This is a genomic window from Mycobacterium sp. ACS4054, assembly GCF_001667275.1.
GTDB lineage: Bacteria > Actinomycetota > Actinomycetes > Mycobacteriales > Mycobacteriaceae > Mycobacterium.
In genome coordinates this window covers 75,329-94,590 of sequence record NZ_LZHV01000014.1, presented here as the reverse complement: position 1 = coordinate 94,590, position 19,262 = coordinate 75,329, and the positions used below count along the sequence as shown (strand labels likewise).

Sequence of the window (19,262 nt, the reverse complement as noted above, 5' to 3'; positions counted from 1 at the left end):
CGGATCGAAAGGGCTGGGGGGCGGATCTTGCACCAGAACCTTCTACCCGACCCGGCCGCTTTGCACCACCGCGTCTTCCAGAAGATCGGCGGCCCTGCCGACGCTTTCGGCGGGTTTGGTCAGCTGCGCGGCCACCTCGCGGGCCCGCGTGAGGTAATCCGGACCGAGCACCGAGCGCAGGTCGGCGACGAGTGAATCGTAGGTCGACTCCGAAAATGCCCTGGCGATACCGACTTTCAGCCGGCTGACGGCGGAGGCCCACATCGGCTGATCGAGCCAGAGCCAGAGCACCAACATGGGGACTCCGGCCCGCATGCCCGCCGCGGTGGTGCCCGAACCGCCGTGGTGCACGATCGCGCGGCAGGCCGGAAAAATGGCCGCATGGTTGACCGCGTCCACGATCTTCGTATGGTCCGCCCGCGCCACCTCGGAAAAGTCGTTGAAGCCGCTGCAGATCAGCGCCCGTGCGCCCAACTGCTCACACGCTCCGCTGATCACCGCGACCGTCTCGGCGGGCGACGTGACCGGCGTGCTGCCGAAACCGAAGTAGATGGGCGGCGCCCCTTCGGCGATCCACGACAACACCTCGTCGTCGACGTCGGTCGGCATTTCCAGGGTCAGCGACCCGACGAACGGCCGCCGGAGCCCGGACCCCGCCCACTCGGCGGCCAGCTCGGGGACGCACAGCTCCTCGTAGGCCTGGATCTCCAACACCTGCGAGGCCGGGGAGCCGCCGGTCGCCGGCAAACCCAGCGTCAGGCGCTGGGTGCCTTCGGCGGCGTTCGTCACGTGCGCCTGGAGCCCGCCCAGTTCGAGCGCCTTGGCGGGGAAGAAGTGCAGGGCGGCGAACGGCAGGCCGTAAGCCTCCGCGACGTTGGCGGCCAGCCGCTGTTCGTTCATGCCGGCCACCAGCAGGTCGGCGTCCTGCGCCAACGACGACAGCGTCGTGGTCTTCTCCGCCCACACGCCGGTGACCCGCTCCGCGATCTGCGGTAGCGCACCGATCGGATCCTGGACGCGCTGAACGAAACTCGTTGCGGCGGCTATCTGTTCACGCGTGTCCGGCCCGTAGGCGACGGCGGTGAGCCCAGCCGATTCGACGAACCACAGCCGATCGGGGGGGACCGCCATGCGCACGTCGTGACCCCGGCGGAGCAGCTCGCGGCCGACAGCCGCGCACGGCTCGACGTCGCCCCGGCTTCCGTAGGCGGCCAGCACAATCTTCATCAAGACCTAACTCGCGGTGGTGATACCGATCCAAGCAGACCGGCCGGGGTATGGGGCCGGTCCGCTCATAGGTCATGACGCCGCGCGCTGCGACGGGCGACGTTCGTGTGCTCACGGCGAATGCCGGGGTAACTTGTCGGTGATTAGGCGCACACAACGGCGCTGCATTCCTGGTCACGGACCCGACCCGGGCTTCTGAGGCGAGTCGGGGGCCCGGATGGATTTCCCATCGTGGTGGAATCTGTACTAGTAGAAACATCGAGATTTATTTGCTGTCCGTTGGGCAATCCCACTACGGCCAGCTACGAACCGTTAACACTGTGGCCACCCACCGTCCGGAGGAGACGACCATGGATTTCGCAGCGCTGCCTCCGGAAATCAATTCCGCGCGGATGTACACCGGGCCGGGGGCGGCACCGCTGCTCGGCGCGGCCATCGCCTGGGACGCGCTGGCCGTCGCGTTGCATTCCGCGGCGACGTCTTACCAGTCCGAGATCGCGGCCCTGACCGGGGGGCCCTGGATGGGTCCGTCGGCGGAGGCGATGGCGACCGCCGCGGCACCCTATGTGAGCTGGACCCGAACGGCCGCCGCGCAGGCCGAGGAGACCGCCAATCAGGCCAAAGCGGCCGCCGCCGCCTACGAGGCGGCGTTCGCGGAAACGGTGCCGCCGCCGGTCATCGCGGCCAACCGCAGCCTGTTGATGTCCCTGATCGCGACGAACATCTTGGGGCAGAACACCCCGGCGATCGCGACCACCGAGGCGCAGTATTCCGAGATGTGGGCCCAGGACGCCGGGGCCATGTACGGTTACGCGGCGTCGGCAGCGTCGGCGACCAGGCTGACGCCGTTCACCTCGCCACAACAGAGCACGGATTCGGGCGGGTCGGTGCGGCAAGCGGCGGCCCTCAACCAGGCCGCCGCCACGGCGGCCGGAAAGGTGCAGAGCGCGGTCACCTCGACGCAGCAGGCCTTGGCCGCGACGCCCGACGCGCTGAACACCCTCGCGAGCCCGCTCGCCCCGGGCTTCGGCGGGCGGGACCTGCTGGGCCTGGCGGCGGATCTCAGCGCGGTGTTCGTCGACCCGGAGATCGGGGCGGCGGGCCTCGCCGCCGCCGTCGTGGCCCTTCCCTACGACGTTTCCGGCGCCCTGACCGGTTTCCACACCGATGACATCGTCAGCGGCTGGGCGGGGGTGCAGTCCTGGCCGGGCTTCGCCCCGGTGCCCCCGACGCCCTTCCCGGTGATCACCAACCTGGCGGGCGGGTCGGCCGCAACGGCGGCCCTGAGCCAGGCGAACACGGTCGGCGGCCTGTCGGTGCCGCCGGCCTGGACCGCGGCCGCCCCGGCGATCCGGCCGGCCGCCCTGGCGCTGCCCGCCACCAGCGTGGGCGCCGCCCCGGCCTCGTCCGGCACCTCGGGCAGCCTGTTCGGTGAGATGGCCGCGGCGGGCATGGCGGGGCGCGCCATGGCCGGCACGGGCGGCGCGGGCCGCGCCGAAAGGGTCAGGGGGACAACGCAAAAGACGACGAAGGACGGCACGGCGGCACCGCAGGTGCCGGCTGGCGGGCCGATCACCAGCATCGCCGCCGAGTTGCGCGAGCTCGCTTCACTGCGCGATGCGGGAATCATCACCGAGGACGAGTTCCTCGAGCAAAAGCAGCGCCTGCTCCCGCACTGACCTCGCGCGCCGACATGGGCCGTCATTTTCCATAACCGGCGCCCAATACCGACAGACGGCTCGGACAATTGCCGCCGGGGTCAATGAATTACCGGGTGGCCTCGCCCTGCCACCGGCCGGCTGGCAAAGCTGTTAGCAGTCGATCGCCGTCTGCGCAACTCCGCGCGCAGCGCGGCCATCCGGGGCTAGTGAGCCGGTGCAACCACCACTCGCACCAAGCCCGCAGAAATGTTGTCTCCGCGGTTACCGAAGGGCCGCAGCAATTTTCTTACTTTTAATATTGGCCGGCATCGCCCGCTCATATACTGACCCCACCTCGATACCGACAAAAAAGAAGGGCACAAAATGCTTACATCGCGTTGGCTGGCCAAACTGACAATTCCCGTCATGGTTGGCGCTGCCCTCACCGCAACGACGGCGATTGCGTCGGCCGACAGCACCGACGACGCATACTTGGCGAAGTTGCACAACCTCGGATTCTCCTGGCCCTCGTCGAGTGACTCCGACATGATCGCGCTGGGGCATGCGGTCTGCGCGGACCGGATGGCCGGCAAGACGCCGGACGCCATCGCCGCCGACCTGCATTCCGGCATGAGCGCGAAGGGCTTCAGCTTCGCCGACATGACCGGCTGGGTGAGCGCGGCGGAGTCGACCTACTGCCCGGGCTGATCGGTTTCCGACCCCCCAGTGGGTTTGGCGTCCTGCCCGCATAGTCTGATCCGGACGGTGCGGGCAGGATCGCTGAGTGGGGACGGGCAGTGACGGAGCCGACGGGGTTTTCGGGCCAGGCCGCTGCTGAGCTGCGGGTGCAAACCCTGCTGCGCTATCCGGTGAAATCGATGCTCGGCGAAGCCGTGCCGCACCTGTTCGTCGACGAGCACGGCGCCCAGGGCGACCGGCGGCTGGCGCTGCTCGACGCCGACACCGGGCATGTGGCCAGCGCCAAGAATGCCCGACTGTGGCGTGGTTTGTTGAAGTGCACCGCCAACGCAGACGCCGGCCGGGTGAACATCGAACTGCCCGACGGATCGAGCGTGGCGGCCGACGACCCCGGCGTCGACGATCTGCTCTCGCAGCTGTTGGGGCGCCCGGTCCGACTGATCGCCCAGCGCCCGCAGGGCGCCTCGTTGGTGCGCCCCGATCCGGAGAAGCTGCTGGAGCTGGGCCTGGATGCCGACGTCGGTGGCCGCATCCTTCAGATCGCCCAGGCGACGCCGGGTGACGCGTTCACCGATGAGGCGCCGCTGCATGCGATTACGACGGCCACGCTCGAACACATCGGCGTGGAGGCGCTTCGGTATCGACCCAACGTGGTGATCGAGACGCCAGCCGGCTACCCGCCGTACGCCGAAAACGACTGGGTCGGCTGCGACATCGCCGTCGGCGACGCACGGCTGCGCGTCCTTACGGCCACGTCCCGCTGCGTCGTGCCGACGCTCGAACACGGATCGCTGCCACGCGCCCCGCATGCCCTGCGCACACCGGCGGCCGAAAACCGTTGGGACACGGGCGGTCACGGCGCCCAGCCGTGCGCGGGCGCGTATCTCGCGGTGGCGGCGGAGGGCATCATCCGCGTCGGTGACCGCGTCACCATCGGCGGGTAGGCGGATTCACTCGGTGATCGCCGCGAAGTCCACCCAGAGCTGGCGGGGCCCGCGGAACACCTGATTGTGCCGGTAGGGCGGCGGGTCGACCACCAGCTTGGGAGATTCGAGGCGGCGGACGAAGATCTCCAGCGCCAGGTTCACCTCCAGCCGCGCCAGCGGGCCGCCCATGCAGGTGTGAATGCCGCTGCCCCAACCGAAATGCTCGTTATCCGGGCGCAGCGGGTCGAAGCGGTCGGGATTGTCGAAGCGACGCGGGTCCCGGTTGGCGGCGGCGTAGATCAGATAGACGGCCGAGCCCGCGGGGATCAGCGTCCCGGCGATCTCGATGTCCGCGGTGGCGCTGCGGCTGGGGAAGAACTGAACCGCCGACTGCAGCCGCTGCACCTCTTCGATGACGCGCGGAATCAGCTCCGGACGCTGCCTGACCAAATCCCAGCTGCCGGGGTTGCGCAGCAGCGTCATCACGCAATTGCTGATGGTGTTGACCGTGGAATCGTGTCCGGCGACGAGAAGCAGCATGGCGTTGGATGTCGCCTCCTTCACCGACATCGGGCCGTCGGGGCCGCCGTCGTGCAGCAGCCTGGACAGCAGGCCCTCGCCGGGGGTTGCCGCGTATGTCCGCACCAGCTCACCCAGGTAGGCCAGCAGGGCGGCGGTTCCGGCGCGGCCCTTCTCCGCCAGGGCCCGCCCCTCCTCGGTGGCGCCCTCGGGCCCGAGATCCAGGCCCATCATGAAGTCGAAGATCCAGGCGTGAAACCTCGATTCGTCTTCGACGGGCACGCCGAGGATCTTGCAGATGACGGAGACGGGTATCGGATAGGCGAAGTCCGCCACCACGTCCAGACGGCCGGTGCCGCGCGCCTTGATCTCGTCGAGCAGGTCGTTGGCCAGCCTGACCACCAGCGGTTCCATGCCGGGGATCACGTCGGGGGAGTGCGGCGGGCCGAAGTGGCGCATCACCTGGCGCCGGGCCCGGTCGTGCTCGGGCGGGTCGGAGACGATGATGCTCGGCTCCCGGCCGTAGGCCTGCAGGTGGCCGCTGCCCGGCTCGGGTTCGGGCTTCTCGACACCGAAATCCGACAGGCTGCGGCGAATGTCGGAGCTGATCCGCGGGTCGTGGGCCAGCGCGAGTAACTCGGGGTAGCCGGTGACGACGTAGGTTTTGTCGGCGACCTTGGCCACCGGTGTCTTGCGCAGCTCCTCGAAGAACGGGTAGGGGTTCGGCCGGTTCTCGAACTTCATCGCTTCGGCCCAAGCGGTCGCGGCGTTCATGTCGTCTCCCTGCCGTCAGCGGATCCGGGGCCGGAATTCGGCGCCACGCGAGGTCGGGTCGTGTCCGGTGAGCACGACGTCGGGGATGTCGGTGCGTTCGCGCGGGTCGGGGAATCGGGCCGGCATCGGCTCGAAGAGCAGGGGCCGGTCGTAGCCGGGCGGGGGCGGCGGGAACGGTGCGGACCGCTCGATCAGGGAGGCGTAGTACGGCAGCCATTTTCCGTGATTGAACGTCACCGCCCCGACGATGCGGCCCCGGTGTCCGTAGGCGGCCGCGAAGCGCCGCTGCTCGACCGAGCCCTGGGTGAAGACGATCTCGTCGCCGAACGAGCACACGCCGACGCTCTTGATGTTGACGCCGAATTGCCCTGACCAGAACGAGGGGAGCGGCAGGTGCGGCCGTCGTCCCGTCTCCACGCTGATCATGTTGTTGGCCGCCACCTCGGCGCCGAAAACCGCATTGTCCCAATGCTCTTGCGACATGAACTGGTATTCGTAGAGGACGTGCGGGGCGCGCGCCACGTCGCCGGCGACGAAGATGTTGTCGGTCACCACGCCGTTGATGTCGAACGCGCGGCAGCCGGCGTCACAGGCCACTCCCCAAAACCCGCTCGCCAGCCGGGCGCCCTCGAGCCACTCCACGTTGCGGATCGAGCCCAGCGAGGCCACCACGACGTCGACCTCGAGCACGGTGCCGTCCGACAGGTGGGCCGCGCGGACCTTGCCGTCGACGTCGCCTTCGAGCCGATCGACCGCCACGCCGGTGCGCAGATCGACCCCGGCCTCGATCTGCATTTGCGCGGCGATGTCACCGATCACCCCGCCCAGCGCACCGGTCAGCGGCGCCTTGCCCCGCTCGGCGACGGTCACCGGAAGGTCGAGATCGCGGCACACCGAGGCGATCTCCGATCCCACGAACCCCGAGCCGACGATGAGCACCCGGCGGGGCCGCGCCTTGAGCGCGGCGGCCAGCTTGGCCGCATCGTCGCACGTGCGCACGCTGAACAGGCCCGTCAGAGCGGCCTCTTCGGGGTTGAACCAAGGGCGCGCCCTGGTGCCCGTGGCGATCAGCAGCCGGTCGTAGTCCACCTTCTCGCCGTTGGCGAGCAGCACCTGGCGGTTGGGCCGGTCCAGGCCCACCGCCGCGACACCCAGCCGCCATTGGGCGTCCACGGGTCGCAGGCGGGGAAGTTTGGTGTGGTCGGCGGGCACCCAGCCCTTCAAGACCTGCTTGGACAGTGGTGGCCGGTCGTAGGGTTCATGGGGCTCGTCGCCAATGATGGTAAGTGGTCCCTGAAACCCCTTCTCGCGCAGCGCTTCTGCGGCGCGCAAACCGGCCAGGGACGCGCCGACGATGACGATTCGGCCCTGCGCTCTGAAGGTGTCGACCAGCTGGCTGACCAACGACCGCGTGGTCATGGGGCCTGCCGGTCGGCCGGTGGGTCCACTTCGAGGATGATCGCTTGGACGGGGCAGGAAGCCGCGGCACGCAACACGCGCTGTCGCTGGGAGTCGTCGGGATTGGGATCGTAGGCCAACGCTTCTTCGCCGACGAGTTGCAGCACGTCGGGCGCCAGCGGGACACATTGCGCATAGCCCTGGCACTTGTTGAGATCCACGACCAGCCGCATGTTCCGACCTTCCGCCCGGCGAGTAGGCCCTTAGCGGGCAGATTACTTCGCCGCGGTCGTCCGCTACAGGGTTCGCGAGGATTCGCGCATCCGGGGCGGTAGGTCAGGCCCCCAGATTGCGGAATGCCGTGTCGAGTTCCTCGGCCTGCTCGGCCAGCTCGGGTTCCGAGAGCTGCGCACCGCCGGTGCGCTCCAGCACCTCCTGCCGCGTGGCGATCTGCAGCGCGCCCCGGTAATCCGGACTTTCCAACTGCGCCGGCGAAGCGACGTCGATGCGGCCCTCGATCGCGACCAGCGCGGCCTGCTCGTCCGGGGAGTCCAATAACCGCCGGACATCGTCGGCGTTCACGGTCGAAGAGAATCCGGCCATGTTAGTGCGCCCCAACCATTTTCATGACGAGCAGCACCGCCACCGCGAGGAACACCACGGCGAAGACGCACACGGCGATCACCGTAAGCATTGAGCTGGGGGTGAATCGCCGGGTCGCGGGTGGTTGATGCGCTGCCACGCCCGAGGTCTGCGCCGCCGCGGGGGGAGTGGTCCCCGGCGGCATGCCACCACCCGGCTCGAGCCCGGGCGTTCTTAGCGGGTCCGGATTGGGGGGTTGCGCGGTCATCGTCGGCACCGGTCCTTTCGTGGGCTTCCGGGCGGCAGCGGCGCTTTCCTACCGAGCCGCACCGCCACTCGGTCCGTTGCGGCTGCATTCCCGCCCAGCACGCGCCCAAACGGACCGCCGCAAATCGTGCACCGGCGATCGGCTCGCCAATCGGCAGGGCGGTGCGGGGACGGGCGCCTACGCTTCGGCCTGCGGGGTGGGGCTTTGCGCAGATTCCCACTTCGACTCGAGCGCCCTCGTCACCGTGGTGCCCGCCGCCAGGTCGAGCTGGAAGGTCTCCCCGCCGTCACCTTCGAATGTGATGCGGTAGCCGCCGTCGGTGGCGTCTTTGAACACCACCTTGTAGGGCCGTTCACCAGAGCCGCGGTTCACGGAGATGATGTCGCCCGGGGCGACGTCGTCGATCGGTTCGTTACCGGAGACTTTGGACATACCGTCGACGGTAGCCGATCGGGCTCCGCACACCCCACACGCCGTCGGCGGTGATGCCGTCTCGGTTGTGATCGGTGACTTCCCTTGCGGCCCTTATAGATTCACCATCCGACGGCCTCATCGCGGCGCACCAGAAGTGGGTGACGCAGATCACAGGCGTGTTTGATCGGCCGCACCGGTGGAACCACTAACCGTGACACCAACGAACGAACGCAATTCTTGGCTAGCGCCGCAAGGAGACTTTCGATGAGCGAGCAGAACAAAGCCGACGAAGCGCGACGGGGACTGATCGATTCGGTCAAGGGCAAAGCCAAAGAGGTCTTCGGGGCCGTGACCGGCAACGAATCACTGACCGCCGAGGGACAACTCGAACAGACCCAGGCCCACGAGCGCAAGGAAGCGAACGCCATGGAGGCCGTCGCCGAAGCCCAGGCCGAACAGGCACAGGACGATGCGACCCGGGCGAAGGCGGAAGGCGCCCGAGCGCGGGTGGCCGCCAACGCGCAAGCCGTCATGGCCGAGGAATCGATCGAAGCCCAAGAGGCGGCTTCCAAGCGCGCCGCCGAGCAGGCCGCGCGGCAGCGCGCGACCGCCGAGAAGACCCGGGCCGAGCTGGACGCACAGCACGAGATGCAGCGGGCGAAGGCCGAGGAGCGGGCCGAAATCCGCGACGCGTCCGAGGACATCGTCGACGCCGCCGCCGAGCACCAGAGTTCCGTGCAGGTCGCCCGGAACGAGGAGTCGGAGGCCGACCGTCTTCGACGCCAGGCCCAGAACGTGACGAACGACGCCGACCTGCCCTGACGGCGGCCCACAGACAGGAGAAGTTGATGAAGATATCCGAAGTCCCGTTGGCAGTTCTGCGGTTTCACTACCAACTGGCCCGTTTCCCGTTGCAGGTCATCGAGGACCGCGTGGTCACCCGGATCCCCAGCGAGGCGTCCGCGCGCCTGCTCTTCGAGCGCTCGCTCGGCCTGCTGGACACCACCGTCGGCAATGCCCTCGGCGACCCGCAGCTCGTCGAGCGGGGGACCGCGCTCGTCCAGCGCAGCGACGCGCTGGGCCGCGCCGCCCAGCTGGACGCGAAGGCCGCGGCCCGCCGCGAGCAGGCGGACGCGAAGCTGAGGGGCGCCCGCGACCAGGCGATCGAGGACCGCCAGGAGGCTCAGGCGGCGACGCAACAGGAGATCAAAGAGGCGCGCACCACCGCCGAGCAACGCAAGCGCGAAGCGGCGCAGGCGGCCAACCAGCAGAGCGCCGCGGCGAAAAAGCGCGCCGACGAGGCGGCTGACCGGCAAAAGCAGACGGTCGAATCAGCCAAGCGCCAGGTGGAGACCCGGACCAAGGTGGCCGAGAAGGCCGCCGCCAAGGCCGCGGCCGCGAAGATCGACGAGGCCGAGGACAAGCTGGGCGACGCCGCCGAGAGGCGCTCCGAAGCGGACCGGGTGGCCCAACTGGCGGCCGCCGAGAAGCAACAGCGGCAGGACGACTGACGCGTCAGGCGCGCGGCGCCGCGGCCTGGTTGACCTTGTTGGCCGCGAACGTCGCCGCCTGCGCGGTCATTCCCGCGTCGATGTAGGAGACGTGCGCCATGATGTTGCCGCCCGGGGAGCAGATCGGATCATCGGGCGCGCATAGGCTGATGGCCTTGGACGCATAGGCCGGGCTGATGGTCGGTAGCGGTTGACCGCCCCACAGCATGGTCGAAAATCCGCTGCTGGGTTCGCCGAAGAGGGCGACGGCGGCGACGTGATCGGCGACCGTCGGCGACATCGCGTTGGTCGCCAGGTCGATCACCGTCGAGCCCTGCGAGTATCCGCCGAGCACGATCCTGGAGTTCGGGCAGCTGGCGACGGTGTCTTGGATGTGAGTGCTCGCGTCGTTCGACCCGGCGTTCGCGCTGTTGTGGTAGTCGTCGTTGGCCGGGTAGTTGACCGCGTAGACGTCGACGGACTTCCCGCCGAGTTGCGAGGTGAGCGAGTCCACGAAGGCCTGGCCGATGTTGCCCAGACCGGGCTCCTGGTGGGTGCCGCGGGCGAAGACCACCGACACGTCGGCGCACGCATCGGCGCCGGCGGTGGGCAGGGCCGACGGCCCCCAGAGCGGGCTGCTCAACGCCGCCCATGTCGTCGCCAACGAAACACCCACAATGCGCCCAAGTCTGCGTGAACTCATGCCGAAATCCTGTCACATCAACGTTCACGCCGGTCCCGGCGGGCAGGTACCCGTGCGGGCACGGCCGAGTGACCTTGCCGCACAGGTCAATCCGAGGTGGTTCGGATGCGGATGGGCCCGGTCCACTCAGCGTCGGGGTCGACGACGGCGCCGCGCTGCGTGATCTGGACGTCGCCCGCTTTGGCCAGGTCCCGGGCGACCTGCCGGGCGTCGGCCATCAACGCGCGCCAGTTGTCGCCGCCCACGGCCCGGGCGGCGTCTGACGGGCAGATGCTGCTGCGCCGGCCGCGATGCTCGGCCAGCGCGCGGATCGCCGCTTCCAGCCGCTGCCCGACCGGCCCGTCACCGAGAGCGCGCGCGGCGTGGTCGGCCCCGCGCCCGCCGCCGTCAAGGACCCGCGCCAGCTCGGCCCGCAATCGCTCACCCGCCCGACCGGTCAAGGCCACCGCGCGGCTAGCGGCCGCGCCACTGCGGCTTGCGCTTTTCGGCCCAGGCCCGAAGCCCCTCGCCGACGTCCTCGGTCGCGCCGGCCACCTTGCGCATGGTCTCGCCGAAGCGGACCGACTCGATCCAGCCCATGTCCGCGGTTCGCCACGCCACCTCCTTGGTGGCCCGTTGGGCCAAGGGCGCCGCCTCGGTGAGCGTGCGGGCCCACGCCTTGGCCTCGGCCTGCAGCTGATCGGGTTCGACCAGCCTCCACACCAGACCGACCTCCTTGGCCCGCTCCGCGCTCATCGGCTTGCCGGTCAGGAGCAGCTCCATGGCGTTCGCCCAGCCCACCCGCTGCGGAAGCCGGATGGCCCCGACGATGGTCGGCACCCCGATCGCGACCTCGGGAAAGCAGAACGTGGCCTCGGTGCTGGCGATGACGAAATCGCAGAACAGCACCCCGGTCACCCCGTAGCCGATGCAGGGCCCGTGCACGGCGGCGATGGTCGGCTTGAACAGCTCCATCCCGGATTCGAAGGAGTTGATCGTCGGCTTCTCCCAGAACGTGCCGCCAAAGGTGCCGACCGAGCCCTCGCCGTCCTTGAGGTCACCGCCGGCGCAGAAGACGCCGCCGTTGGCCGTCAGGATCCCGACCCACGCGTCCAGGTCGTCGCGGAAACGATCCCAGGCCGCGTTCAGATCCTGGCGCAGGGCGCCGTTGATGGCGTTGCGAGCCTCGGGGCGGTTGAGGGTGATGGTGGCGACGTGGTCGTCCAGCTCATAGGTGACGAGGCTCATGGGTTCACCCTAGGGCGGCCGACGCCGGCGATGGCACGCCTATCCTGGCCAAAGTGCCCGAACTGTCCGTCGCGGATCTGCGCAGCCGCCTTGACGGTCTGACCATCCGCGACGCGTCCCGCCTCGGGAGGCGCCTGAAAAACCTCCGCGGCGCGCAACCCGACCAACTGCGCCAGCTCGCGGAGCAGATCGCGAGGGCCGAAGTGCTCGTCGCCACGCGGCGGGCCGCCGTGCCGGCCATCGCCTACCCCGACCTGCCGGTGAGCGAGCGGCGCCGGGAGATCGCCGACGCCGTGCGGGCCAACCAGGTCGTCGTCGTCGCCGGCGAAACCGGTTCGGGGAAAACCACCCAACTGCCCAAGATCTGTCTCGACGCCGGCCGCGGCGTCCGCGGAACCATCGGGCACACCCAGCCCCGGCGGCTGGCCGCCCGCACGGTCGCGCAGCGCATCGCCGACGAATTGGGTGGCCCCCTCGGCGAAACCGTCGGCTACACCGTCCGGTTCACCGATCAGGTCAGCGACCGCACGCTGATCAAGCTGATGACCGACGGCATCCTGCTCGCCGAGATTCAGCGCGACCGCCGCCTGCTGCGCTACGACACGCTGATCCTCGACGAGGCCCACGAACGCAGCCTGAACATCGACTTCTTGCTGGGCTACCTGCGCGAACTGCTGCCGCGCCGCCCCGAGCTGAAGGTGATCATCACCTCGGCAACCATCGAGCCGCAACGGTTCTCGGACCACTTCGGCGGCGCGCCGATCATCGAGGTGTCCGGGCGGACGTACCCGGTGCAGATCCGCTACCGGCCGTTGGAACTTCCCGTCGCGAGCGGTGCCGAGGAGGACCCCGACGACCCCGACCACGAGATCGTCCGCACCGAAACCCGCGACGAGGTCGAGGCGATCGTCGACGCGATCGCAGAACTCGAGGCCGAGCCGCCCGGGGACGTGCTGGTGTTTCTCTCGGGGGAACGCGAAATCCGTGACACCGCAGAGGCTTTGGCGGGCCTGAAGCACACCGAGGTGCTTCCGCTGTACGCCCGGCTACCGACCGCCGAACAGCAGAAGGTATTCGCGCCGCACACCGGGCGCCGGGTGGTGCTGGCGACCAACGTCGCCGAGACGTCGCTGACGGTGCCCGGCATTCGCTACGTCGTCGACCCCGGCAATGCCCGCATCTCGCGCTACAGTCGCCGGTTGAAGGTGCAGCGGTTGCCGATCGAACCGATCTCGCAGGCGTCCGCCGCGCAACGCGCGGGCCGCTGCGGCCGGGTCGCCGCCGGTGTGTGCATTCGCCTGTACTCCGAGCAGGATTTCGCGGCCCGCGCGCGCTACACCGAGCCCGAGATCCTGCGGACCAACCTCGCCGCCGTGCTGTTGCAGATGGCGGCGCTGCGGCTGGGCGAGGTGGAGAACTTCCCATTCCTCGACCCGCCGGACCGGCGCAGCATCCGCGACGGGGTGCAGTTGCTGCAGGAGCTGGGGGCGTTCGATGCCCACGGGGCGATCACCGAGCTCGGCCGCCGCCTGGCGCGGCTGCCGGTCGACCCCCGGCTGGGCCGGATGATCCTGGCAGCCGAAACCGAGGGCTGCGTGCGGGAGGTTCTGGTGCTGGCCGCGGCGCTGACCATCCACGACCCGCGGGAACGGCCGGCCGACCGCGAAGAGGCCGCTCGCCAGAAGCATGCCCGATTCGCCGACGAGAACTCCGATTTCCTGTCGTATCTCAACCTCTGGCGCTACCTGCGGGAGCAACGCAACAGGCTGTCGGGCAACGGCTTTCGGCGGATGTGCCGGGAGGAGTTCCTGCACTATCTGCGCATCCGCGAGTGGCAGGACCTGGTCGGGCAGCTGCGCGGCATCGCGCGCGACCTGGGTGTGGTCGAGTCCGACGAACCGGCCGATCCGGCCCGCGTGCATGCGGCACTGCTGGCCGGGTTGCTGTCGCATGTGGGCATGCGCCGCGAGGACGGCCGCGAGTATCTGGGCGCCCGCAACTCCCGCTTCGTGCTGGCGCCGGGCTCGGTGCTGACCAAGCGGCCGCCGCGCTGGGTGGTCGTGGCCGAGCTGGTCGAAACCAGCCGCCTGTTCGGGCGCACCGCCGCGCGCATCCAGCCGGAGGTCGTCGAGCGGGTCGCGGGCGACCTGGTGCAGCGCACCCACAGCGAACCGCATTGGGACGCCAAGCGCGGCGAGGTGATGGCCTACGAGCGGGTCACGCTGTACGGGCTGCCACTGGTGGCGGGCCGCCGCGTCGGATACGCCGGGGTCGAGCCGGCGGTGGCGCGGGAATTGTTCATCCGGCACGCGCTGGTGGAGGGCGACTGGCAGACCCACCATCACTTCTTCCGCGACAACGCGCGGCTGCGGGCCCAGCTCGAGGAACTCGAGGAGCGGGCCCGCCGCCGCGACCTGCTCGTGGGCGACGACGAGGTGTACGCGTTCTACGACGCGCGCATCCCCGGAGATGTCGTCTCCGCGCGGCACTTCGACGCGTGGTGGCGCAAGCAGCGGCACAAGACCCCGCAACTGCTGACTTTCACCCGCGACGACCTGTTGCGCACCGGCGACGCAGCCGACGCCGAGCGGCCGACGGCCTGGCATTCCGGCGATGTCACCCTGCCCCTGACCTACCGGTTCGAGCCGGGCGCCGCCGACGACGGCGTCACGGTGCATGTGCCGATCGACGTGCTCGCCCGGCTGGGCGGCGACGAGTTCGCCTGGCAGGTGCCGGCGCTGCGCGAGGAGCTGGTGACCGCCCTCATCCGCTCACTGCCAAAGGACTTGCGCCGCAACTTCGTTCCCGCCCCCGACGCCGCCCGCGCCGTGCTGGGTGGGATCGATCCGGCGGGCGAGCCGCTGCTGCCGGCGCTGCAGCGCGAATTGCGCCGTCGCAGCGGCATATTGGTGCCCGTCGACGCCTTCGACCTGGATAAGCTGCCGGCGCATCTGCGGGTGACCTTCGCGGTCGAATCCGGCGACGGCACCGAGGTCGCGCGCGGCAAGGACCTGGCGGCGCTCCAGCGACGGCTGGCCGGCCCGGCTCGCCGGGCCGTCGCGCAGGCGGTCGCCGCCGAACTGGAACGGACGGGCCTGCGTGTCTGGCCCGACGAGCTGGACGCGCTGCCGCGCACCGTCGAGCGGACGGTCGACGGACGCGCGGTGCGCGGCTTTCCCGGTTTCGTCGACGCGGGCGGCGCGGTCGACCTTCGGGTGTTTGCGACGCCGGAAGAGCGGGACGTCCTGTTGGGGCCCGGCCTTCGCCGACTGGTGCGGCTGTGCGTGGCGTCGCCGGTCAAATCGATTGAGCGACAACTGAGCCCACGTTCGCGGCTGGCACTCGGCGCCAACCCCGACGGATCCCTGACCGCACTGCTCGAAGACTGCGCCGACGCCGCGACCGACGCGCTGGTCACCGGACCGGTGTGGACCCGCGACGAGTTCAGCGCGTTGTGCGACCGGGTCGGCAAGGCGTTGGCGTCGTCGACCGTCGACATCGTGGGCCGCGTGGAGCGGGTGCTGGCCGCGGCGCAACAGGTGCACCTGCTGCTACCGGGACAGCCGCCGCCCGCGCAGGCCGACGCGATCGCCGACATCCGCGCCCAGCTGGAGCGGCTTTTGCCGCCGGGGTTCGTCACCGTCACCGGGCGCCCCCGCCTGGCCGACCTCACCCGGTACCTGACCGCCATCCGGCAGCGCCTTGACCGGCTTCCGCACGCGATAGCGGCCGACCGCGACCGGATGCAGCGGGTGCACGCGGTGCAGCGGGCATACGACGAACTGGCGGCCACGCCGCCACCGGCGACGGACGACATCCGCGACATCGCCTGGCAGATCGAGGAATTGCGGGTAAGCCTGTGGGCCCAGCAGCTGGGCACCCCGCGGCCGGTGAGCGAACAGCGGATCTACCGCGCCATCGATGCGCTGCGGGACCGCTAAGCGAACTATTGCCCTCCCACTCTCAACCTATAGCGCACTGGGGGGCTTGCCGCAAGGGCGGGGTGATGCCGCACAATCGCTGGCCGAAGTCGATTTTCGCACTTCTTGGGGGGTTGAAAAGTTGTCAAGCAAGAACGTCGACCACGCGGTGCTGGTTGCCGGAGGGGGCCCGACCGGGCTGATGTTGGCCGGTGAACTGGCGTTGGCGGACGCCGACGTGGCGATCGTCGAACGGCGCGTCGACCAGGGCCTGGTCGGTGCCCGCGCCGGGGGTCTGCACGCGCGCACCATCGAGGTCCTGGATCAGCGCGGGATCGCCGACCGGTTTCTCGCCCGGGGCCAGGTCGCCCAGGTCGCCGGGTTTTCGCAGATCCGTCTGGACATCAGCGACTTTCCCACCCGGCACCCCTACGGTCTGGCGTTGTGGCAGAACGAGATCGAGCGCATACTCGCCGACTGGGTGCGCGAGCTCGGGGTGCGGTTCTATCGCGGGCATGAGGTGACGGGCATCGCCCAATCCGGCTCCGGCGTGGACGTCGCGCTGTCCGATGGCCGCTCGCTGTGTGCGGGATACCTCGTCGGCTGCGACGGCGGGCGCAGCGTGGTCCGCAAAGCCGCCGGCATCGATTTCCCCGGATGGGAGCCCACCACCAGCTACCTGCTCGCCGAGGTCGAAATGGATTTAGGGGCAGGCGATTCCCCGCGCTGGGGAATCCACCATGACGCGCTCGGCGTGCATTCCCTGGCCGCCCCCGAGGACGGCGGGGCCGTGCGCGTCATGGTCACCGAGCGCAGCCTCAATCCCAACAGCGAACCCACGCTGGGCGAGCTGCGTGCGGCGCTCATCGCCGTCTACGGAACCGACTACGGGATTCACAGCCCCGCTTGGCTTTCCAGGTTCACCGACACGGCGCGGCAGGCCGCGGCCTACCGCGAGGGGCGCATCCTGCTGGCCGGTGACGCCGCGCATGTCCATCACCCGGTGGGCGGGCAGGGCCTGAACACCGGTGTGCAGGACGCGGTCAACCTGGGATGGAAGCTGGGTCAGGTGGTCAACGGGATCTCGCCCAAGGGCCTGCTGGACACCTATCACACCGAGCGCCACCCGGTCGCCGCACGCGTGCTGCGCAACGCCGTCGCGCAGATGGCGCTGCTCCGCCCGGACGACCGCACCAAGGCCCTGCGCGACACCATGTCCGACCTGCTGGCCATGGAGGAACCGCGCAAGCGGTTCGCCGCCATGATGTCGGGTCTGGACATCCGCTACGACCTGGGCGACGGGCACCCGCTGCTCGGACGCCGCATGCCCGACCTCGACCTGGTGACCGCCGACGGCCCGCGGCGCGTCTACGTGTTCCTGCACCAGGCCCGCCCGGTGCTGCTCAACCTCGGCGAACCGGGCCGATTCGACATCACCCCCTGGGCACAGCGGGTTGCGCTGATCGACGCGAAATGTGCCGGTGGCTGGGAACTTCCGGCTGTCGGTGCGGTCACGGCCCCCGATGCCGTGCTGATCCGGCCGGACGGACATGTGGCCTGGGTGGAAGACTCCGGCGACTCCGGGCTTCGCAGCGCCCTCACCGCGTGGTTCGGCGGTTAACTTCTAGTCGGGCGGTTCGTCGCCGGTGCCGCGGGTGGGGGTGCTTTCCCGGTCGCTGGGCTTGCCGGCCACCCCTTCGGCCTCCCGGTCGTCGGCGACCTTTTCCTCGAGCTGGTCGACGATGTCCTCCAGCTCCTGAGAGTGCCCGCGTAGGTCTTTGTCGGGATTCGTCATATCGCTTTCCATAGACTCTGGTTGGGTACCGCCCCGTCGGTACCCAGTACCCCGTCAGCCGCGCGGTAACCGAAATCGTTGGTTGGTGGCGACAAAGGACCACGTTGTCCGAGCTAGACGTGACGGACGCGACATTGCGCCGCGTCGGTGGAAGTATCGCAAGAGTGGCAGACAAGAAACCGCAGACCATCTCTTACCCGGCGCCGGATCAACGGCGGCGCCGCCACGACACCGACCCGCTGGACCCCCATGTCATCGTCCTGTTCGGCGCGACGGGAGATCTGGCGAAACGCAAGTTGCTCCCCGGGCTGGCGTACCTGGACCAGTCCGAACTCGCGCCCGACATCCAGATCGTCGCGACGTCGCTGGAAGACCTGAGTGACGACGACTTCCGCGAGATCGCCAAGGACGCGATCGATTCGTTCGGCAGCCACAAGCTCACGTCCGAGCAGTGGGCCAACTTCGCCAAGATCATCACCTACGTTCCGCAGGGCGACGGACCGGAGGCGCTGGCCGAGGCGGTTGCCGAAGCCGAAGCCAACCTGGGTCCCAACGTCAGGCGGTTGCATTACCTGTCGGTACCGCCGAAGGCCGCGCGCGAAGTCATCACCATGCTGCGGGACGCCAAGCTCGTCGAGCGCTCGCGCGTGGTGATGGAGAAGCCGTTCGGAACCGACCTGGCCAGCGCGGTGGCGCTCAACGACTTCGTGCACGAAACCTTCGAGGAATCCCAGATTTTCCGCATCGACCACTTCCTGGGCAAGGAGGCCGCGCAGAACATCCTGGCGTTCCGCTTCGCCAACGGCCTGTTCGAGCCGATCTGGAACCGCAACTTCATCGACCACATTCAGATCGACATCCCCGAAGCGCTGGGCCTGGATGAGCGGGCGAACTTCTACGAGGAAACCGGCGCCTACAAGGACATGGTGGTGACCCACCTGTTCCAGGTGATGGCGTTCGTCGTCATGGAGCCACCGACGGCGCTCGAGCCCTTCGCCATCAGTGAAGAAAAGAACAAGGTGTTCCGGTCGATGCTGCCGGTGAAGCCCTCGAACGTGGTGCGCGGGCAGTACATCGGCTACCGCGACGAGAAGGGCGTGGCGAAGGATTCCGACACCGAGACGTTCATCGCCCTCAAGGTCGGCATCGACAACTGGCGGTGGGCGGGCGTGCCCATCTACCTTCGCACCGGCAAGAAGATGGCCGAGGGCATCCGCATCATCTCGATCGCTTTCAAAGAGGCCCCCCGGACGATGTTTCCGCCCGGCTCGGGGGTGGGCACCCAGGGGCCCGACCACCTCACCTTCGACCTCGCCGACAACTCGAAAGTCTCGTTGTCCTTCTACGGCAAGCGGCCCGGACCGGGCATGAAGCTGGACAAGCTGTCCATGCAGTTCTCCTCGCAGGAGATCGACACCGTGGTGGACGTGCTGGAGGCGTACGAACGGCTCATCCTCGACGCGATGCGCGGCGATCACACCCTGTTCAACACCGCGGAGGGCATCGAATCGCTATGGGAGCGTTCGCAGGACCTGCTCGACGACCCGCCGCCGGCGAAGCTGTATCAGCCGGGCACCTGGGGACCCAACGCCATTCATCAGTTGATCGCCCCCAACGCGTGGCGGTTGCCGTTCGAGCGGGAGTGGCGCGAAGCCAAACCCAACGACGGCTGAGGGCGCG

At 69.2% G+C, this 19,262-nt stretch carries 19 protein-coding genes; 8 read left to right on the top strand and 11 right to left on the bottom strand.

Features of this window, described 5'->3' with window-relative positions:
* Positions 1–42: 42 nt before the first annotated feature.
* Positions 43–1,227: a glycosyltransferase gene (locus A5730_RS02240; protein WP_067895033.1), complete on the bottom strand. Its 1,185-nt coding sequence runs from the start codon at positions 1,225–1,227 to the stop codon at positions 43–45.
* 350 nt (positions 1,228–1,577) lie between these two features.
* Here A5730_RS02240 and A5730_RS02235 point away from each other — a divergent pair, with 350 nt between their 5' ends.
* From A5730_RS02235 to A5730_RS02225, 3 genes are all read left to right on the top strand, one after another.
* Positions 1,578–2,906 carry a PPE domain-containing protein gene (locus tag A5730_RS02235; protein WP_067895030.1) on the top strand — a complete coding sequence of 443 codons (1,329 nt, stop codon included), beginning with the start codon at positions 1,578–1,580 and terminating at the stop codon, positions 2,904–2,906.
* Between the two features lie 387 nt (positions 2,907–3,293).
* Positions 3,294–3,575 carry a DUF732 domain-containing protein gene (locus A5730_RS02230; RefSeq protein WP_156675037.1) on the top strand — a complete coding sequence of 94 codons (282 nt, stop codon included), beginning with the start codon at positions 3,294–3,296 and terminating at the stop codon, positions 3,573–3,575.
* A gap of 89 nt (positions 3,576–3,664) precedes the next feature.
* Positions 3,665–4,510: an MOSC domain-containing protein gene (locus A5730_RS02225; RefSeq protein ID WP_067895026.1), complete on the top strand. Its 846-nt coding sequence runs from the start codon at positions 3,665–3,667 to the stop codon at positions 4,508–4,510.
* Between the two features lie 6 nt (positions 4,511–4,516).
* On the opposite strand, the gene A5730_RS02220 is transcribed toward A5730_RS02225, so the two are convergent.
* The 6 genes from A5730_RS02220 to A5730_RS02195 form a co-directional block, all read right to left on the bottom strand.
* Positions 4,517–5,785, bottom strand: coding sequence for a cytochrome P450 (locus A5730_RS02220; RefSeq protein ID WP_067895022.1), 1,269 nt, complete (start codon positions 5,783–5,785; stop codon positions 4,517–4,519).
* Positions 5,786–5,800: 15 nt separating this feature from the next.
* Positions 5,801–7,204 carry an NAD(P)/FAD-dependent oxidoreductase gene (locus A5730_RS02215; protein ID WP_067895019.1) on the bottom strand — a complete coding sequence of 468 codons (1,404 nt, stop codon included), beginning with the start codon at positions 7,202–7,204 and terminating at the stop codon, positions 5,801–5,803.
* Positions 7,201–7,416, bottom strand: a complete 216-nt coding sequence (locus A5730_RS02210; RefSeq protein ID WP_067895016.1) for a ferredoxin — start codon at positions 7,414–7,416, stop codon at positions 7,201–7,203. The genes A5730_RS02215 and A5730_RS02210 overlap by 4 nt, the downstream gene beginning before the upstream one ends.
* A 103-nt stretch (positions 7,417–7,519) precedes the next feature.
* Positions 7,520–7,786 carry a hypothetical protein gene (locus tag A5730_RS02205; RefSeq protein ID WP_067895013.1) on the bottom strand — a complete coding sequence of 89 codons (267 nt, stop codon included), beginning with the start codon at positions 7,784–7,786 and terminating at the stop codon, positions 7,520–7,522.
* 1 nt (position 7,787) lies between these two features.
* Positions 7,788–8,033, bottom strand: a complete 246-nt coding sequence (locus A5730_RS02200; RefSeq protein ID WP_082946684.1) for a DUF6480 family protein — start codon at positions 8,031–8,033, stop codon at positions 7,788–7,790.
* 177 nt (positions 8,034–8,210) lie between these two features.
* Positions 8,211–8,465 (bottom strand): hypothetical protein, encoded by a 255-nt coding sequence (locus A5730_RS02195; protein ID WP_067895008.1) that lies wholly within the window; start codon positions 8,463–8,465, stop codon positions 8,211–8,213.
* 246 nt (positions 8,466–8,711) lie between these two features.
* Here A5730_RS02195 and A5730_RS02190 point away from each other — a divergent pair, with 246 nt between their 5' ends.
* Both A5730_RS02190 and A5730_RS02185 read left to right on the top strand, forming a co-directional pair.
* Entirely contained in the window at positions 8,712–9,269 is a 558-nt protein-coding gene (locus A5730_RS02190) for a CsbD family protein (protein WP_067895005.1), read from the top strand.
* A gap of 26 nt (positions 9,270–9,295) precedes the next feature.
* Complete coding sequence (locus tag A5730_RS02185; RefSeq protein ID WP_067895002.1) at positions 9,296–9,958, top strand: IF2 family translation initiation factor; 663 nt, start codon at positions 9,296–9,298, stop codon at positions 9,956–9,958.
* A gap of 4 nt (positions 9,959–9,962) precedes the next feature.
* On the opposite strand, the gene A5730_RS02180 is transcribed toward A5730_RS02185, so the two are convergent.
* The 3 genes from A5730_RS02180 to A5730_RS02170 form a co-directional block, all read right to left on the bottom strand.
* The gene (locus A5730_RS02180; protein ID WP_067894999.1) at positions 9,963–10,640 is read right to left on the bottom strand and encodes a cutinase family protein; all 678 of its coding nucleotides are present in this window, start codon (positions 10,638–10,640) and stop codon (positions 9,963–9,965) included.
* Positions 10,641–10,726: 86 nt separating this feature from the next.
* On the bottom strand, positions 10,727–11,086 hold the full coding sequence (locus tag A5730_RS02175) for a DUF3253 domain-containing protein (protein ID WP_231994601.1): 360 nt from the start codon (positions 11,084–11,086) through the stop codon (positions 10,727–10,729).
* A gap of 7 nt (positions 11,087–11,093) precedes the next feature.
* A complete protein-coding gene (locus A5730_RS02170; RefSeq protein WP_067894996.1) occupies positions 11,094–11,867 on the bottom strand; it encodes an enoyl-CoA hydratase/isomerase family protein in 774 nt (257 codons plus the stop codon).
* Between the two features lie 53 nt (positions 11,868–11,920).
* Here A5730_RS02170 and hrpA point away from each other — a divergent pair, with 53 nt between their 5' ends.
* Together hrpA and A5730_RS02160 are read left to right on the top strand one after the other, a co-directional pair.
* Positions 11,921–15,808, top strand: coding sequence for an ATP-dependent RNA helicase HrpA (gene hrpA, locus A5730_RS02165; RefSeq protein WP_067894993.1), 3,888 nt, complete (start codon positions 11,921–11,923; stop codon positions 15,806–15,808).
* A gap of 121 nt (positions 15,809–15,929) precedes the next feature.
* The gene (locus tag A5730_RS02160) at positions 15,930–17,408 is read left to right on the top strand and encodes an FAD-dependent monooxygenase (RefSeq protein WP_255384335.1); all 1,479 of its coding nucleotides are present in this window, start codon (positions 15,930–15,932) and stop codon (positions 17,406–17,408) included.
* Between the two features lie 3 nt (positions 17,409–17,411).
* Here A5730_RS02160 and A5730_RS02155 read toward each other — a convergent pair whose 3' ends face one another.
* The gene (locus A5730_RS02155; RefSeq protein WP_067894990.1) at positions 17,412–17,594 is read right to left on the bottom strand and encodes a hypothetical protein; all 183 of its coding nucleotides are present in this window, start codon (positions 17,592–17,594) and stop codon (positions 17,412–17,414) included.
* 152 nt (positions 17,595–17,746) lie between these two features.
* On the opposite strand from A5730_RS02155, the gene zwf reads away from it, so the two are divergent.
* A complete protein-coding gene (gene zwf / locus A5730_RS02150) occupies positions 17,747–19,255 on the top strand; it encodes a glucose-6-phosphate dehydrogenase (RefSeq protein ID WP_067894987.1) in 1,509 nt (502 codons plus the stop codon).
* Positions 19,256–19,262 lie beyond the last annotated feature (7 nt).

Excerpts from the sequence above, each read along its gene's own strand:
- A5730_RS02240 (WP_067895033.1), bottom strand. The coding sequence starts at position 1,227 with ATGAAGATTGTGCTGGCCGCCTACGGAAGCCGGGGCGACGTCGAGCCG.
- A5730_RS02235 (WP_067895030.1), top strand. The coding sequence starts at position 1,578 with ATGGATTTCGCAGCGCTGCCTCCGGAAATCAATTCCGCGCGGATGTAC.
- A5730_RS02230 (WP_156675037.1), top strand. The coding sequence starts at position 3,294 with ATGGTTGGCGCTGCCCTCACCGCAACGACGGCGATTGCGTCGGCCGAC.
- A5730_RS02220 (WP_067895022.1), bottom strand. The coding sequence starts at position 5,785 with ATGAACGCCGCGACCGCTTGGGCCGAAGCGATGAAGTTCGAGAACCGG.
- A5730_RS02215 (WP_067895019.1), bottom strand. The coding sequence starts at position 7,204 with ATGACCACGCGGTCGTTGGTCAGCCAGCTGGTCGACACCTTCAGAGCG.
- A5730_RS02210 (WP_067895016.1), bottom strand. The coding sequence starts at position 7,416 with ATGCGGCTGGTCGTGGATCTCAACAAGTGCCAGGGCTATGCGCAATGT.
- A5730_RS02205 (WP_067895013.1), bottom strand. The coding sequence starts at position 7,786 with ATGGCCGGATTCTCTTCGACCGTGAACGCCGACGATGTCCGGCGGTTA.
- A5730_RS02200 (WP_082946684.1), bottom strand. The coding sequence starts at position 8,033 with ATGACCGCGCAACCCCCCAATCCGGACCCGCTAAGAACGCCCGGGCTC.
- A5730_RS02195 (WP_067895008.1), bottom strand. The coding sequence starts at position 8,465 with ATGTCCAAAGTCTCCGGTAACGAACCGATCGACGACGTCGCCCCGGGC.
- A5730_RS02190 (WP_067895005.1), top strand. The coding sequence starts at position 8,712 with ATGAGCGAGCAGAACAAAGCCGACGAAGCGCGACGGGGACTGATCGAT.
- A5730_RS02185 (WP_067895002.1), top strand. The coding sequence starts at position 9,296 with ATGAAGATATCCGAAGTCCCGTTGGCAGTTCTGCGGTTTCACTACCAA.
- A5730_RS02180 (WP_067894999.1), bottom strand. The coding sequence starts at position 10,640 with ATGAGTTCACGCAGACTTGGGCGCATTGTGGGTGTTTCGTTGGCGACG.
- A5730_RS02170 (WP_067894996.1), bottom strand. The coding sequence starts at position 11,867 with ATGAGCCTCGTCACCTATGAGCTGGACGACCACGTCGCCACCATCACC.
- A5730_RS02155 (WP_067894990.1), bottom strand. The coding sequence starts at position 17,594 with ATGGAAAGCGATATGACGAATCCCGACAAAGACCTACGCGGGCACTCT.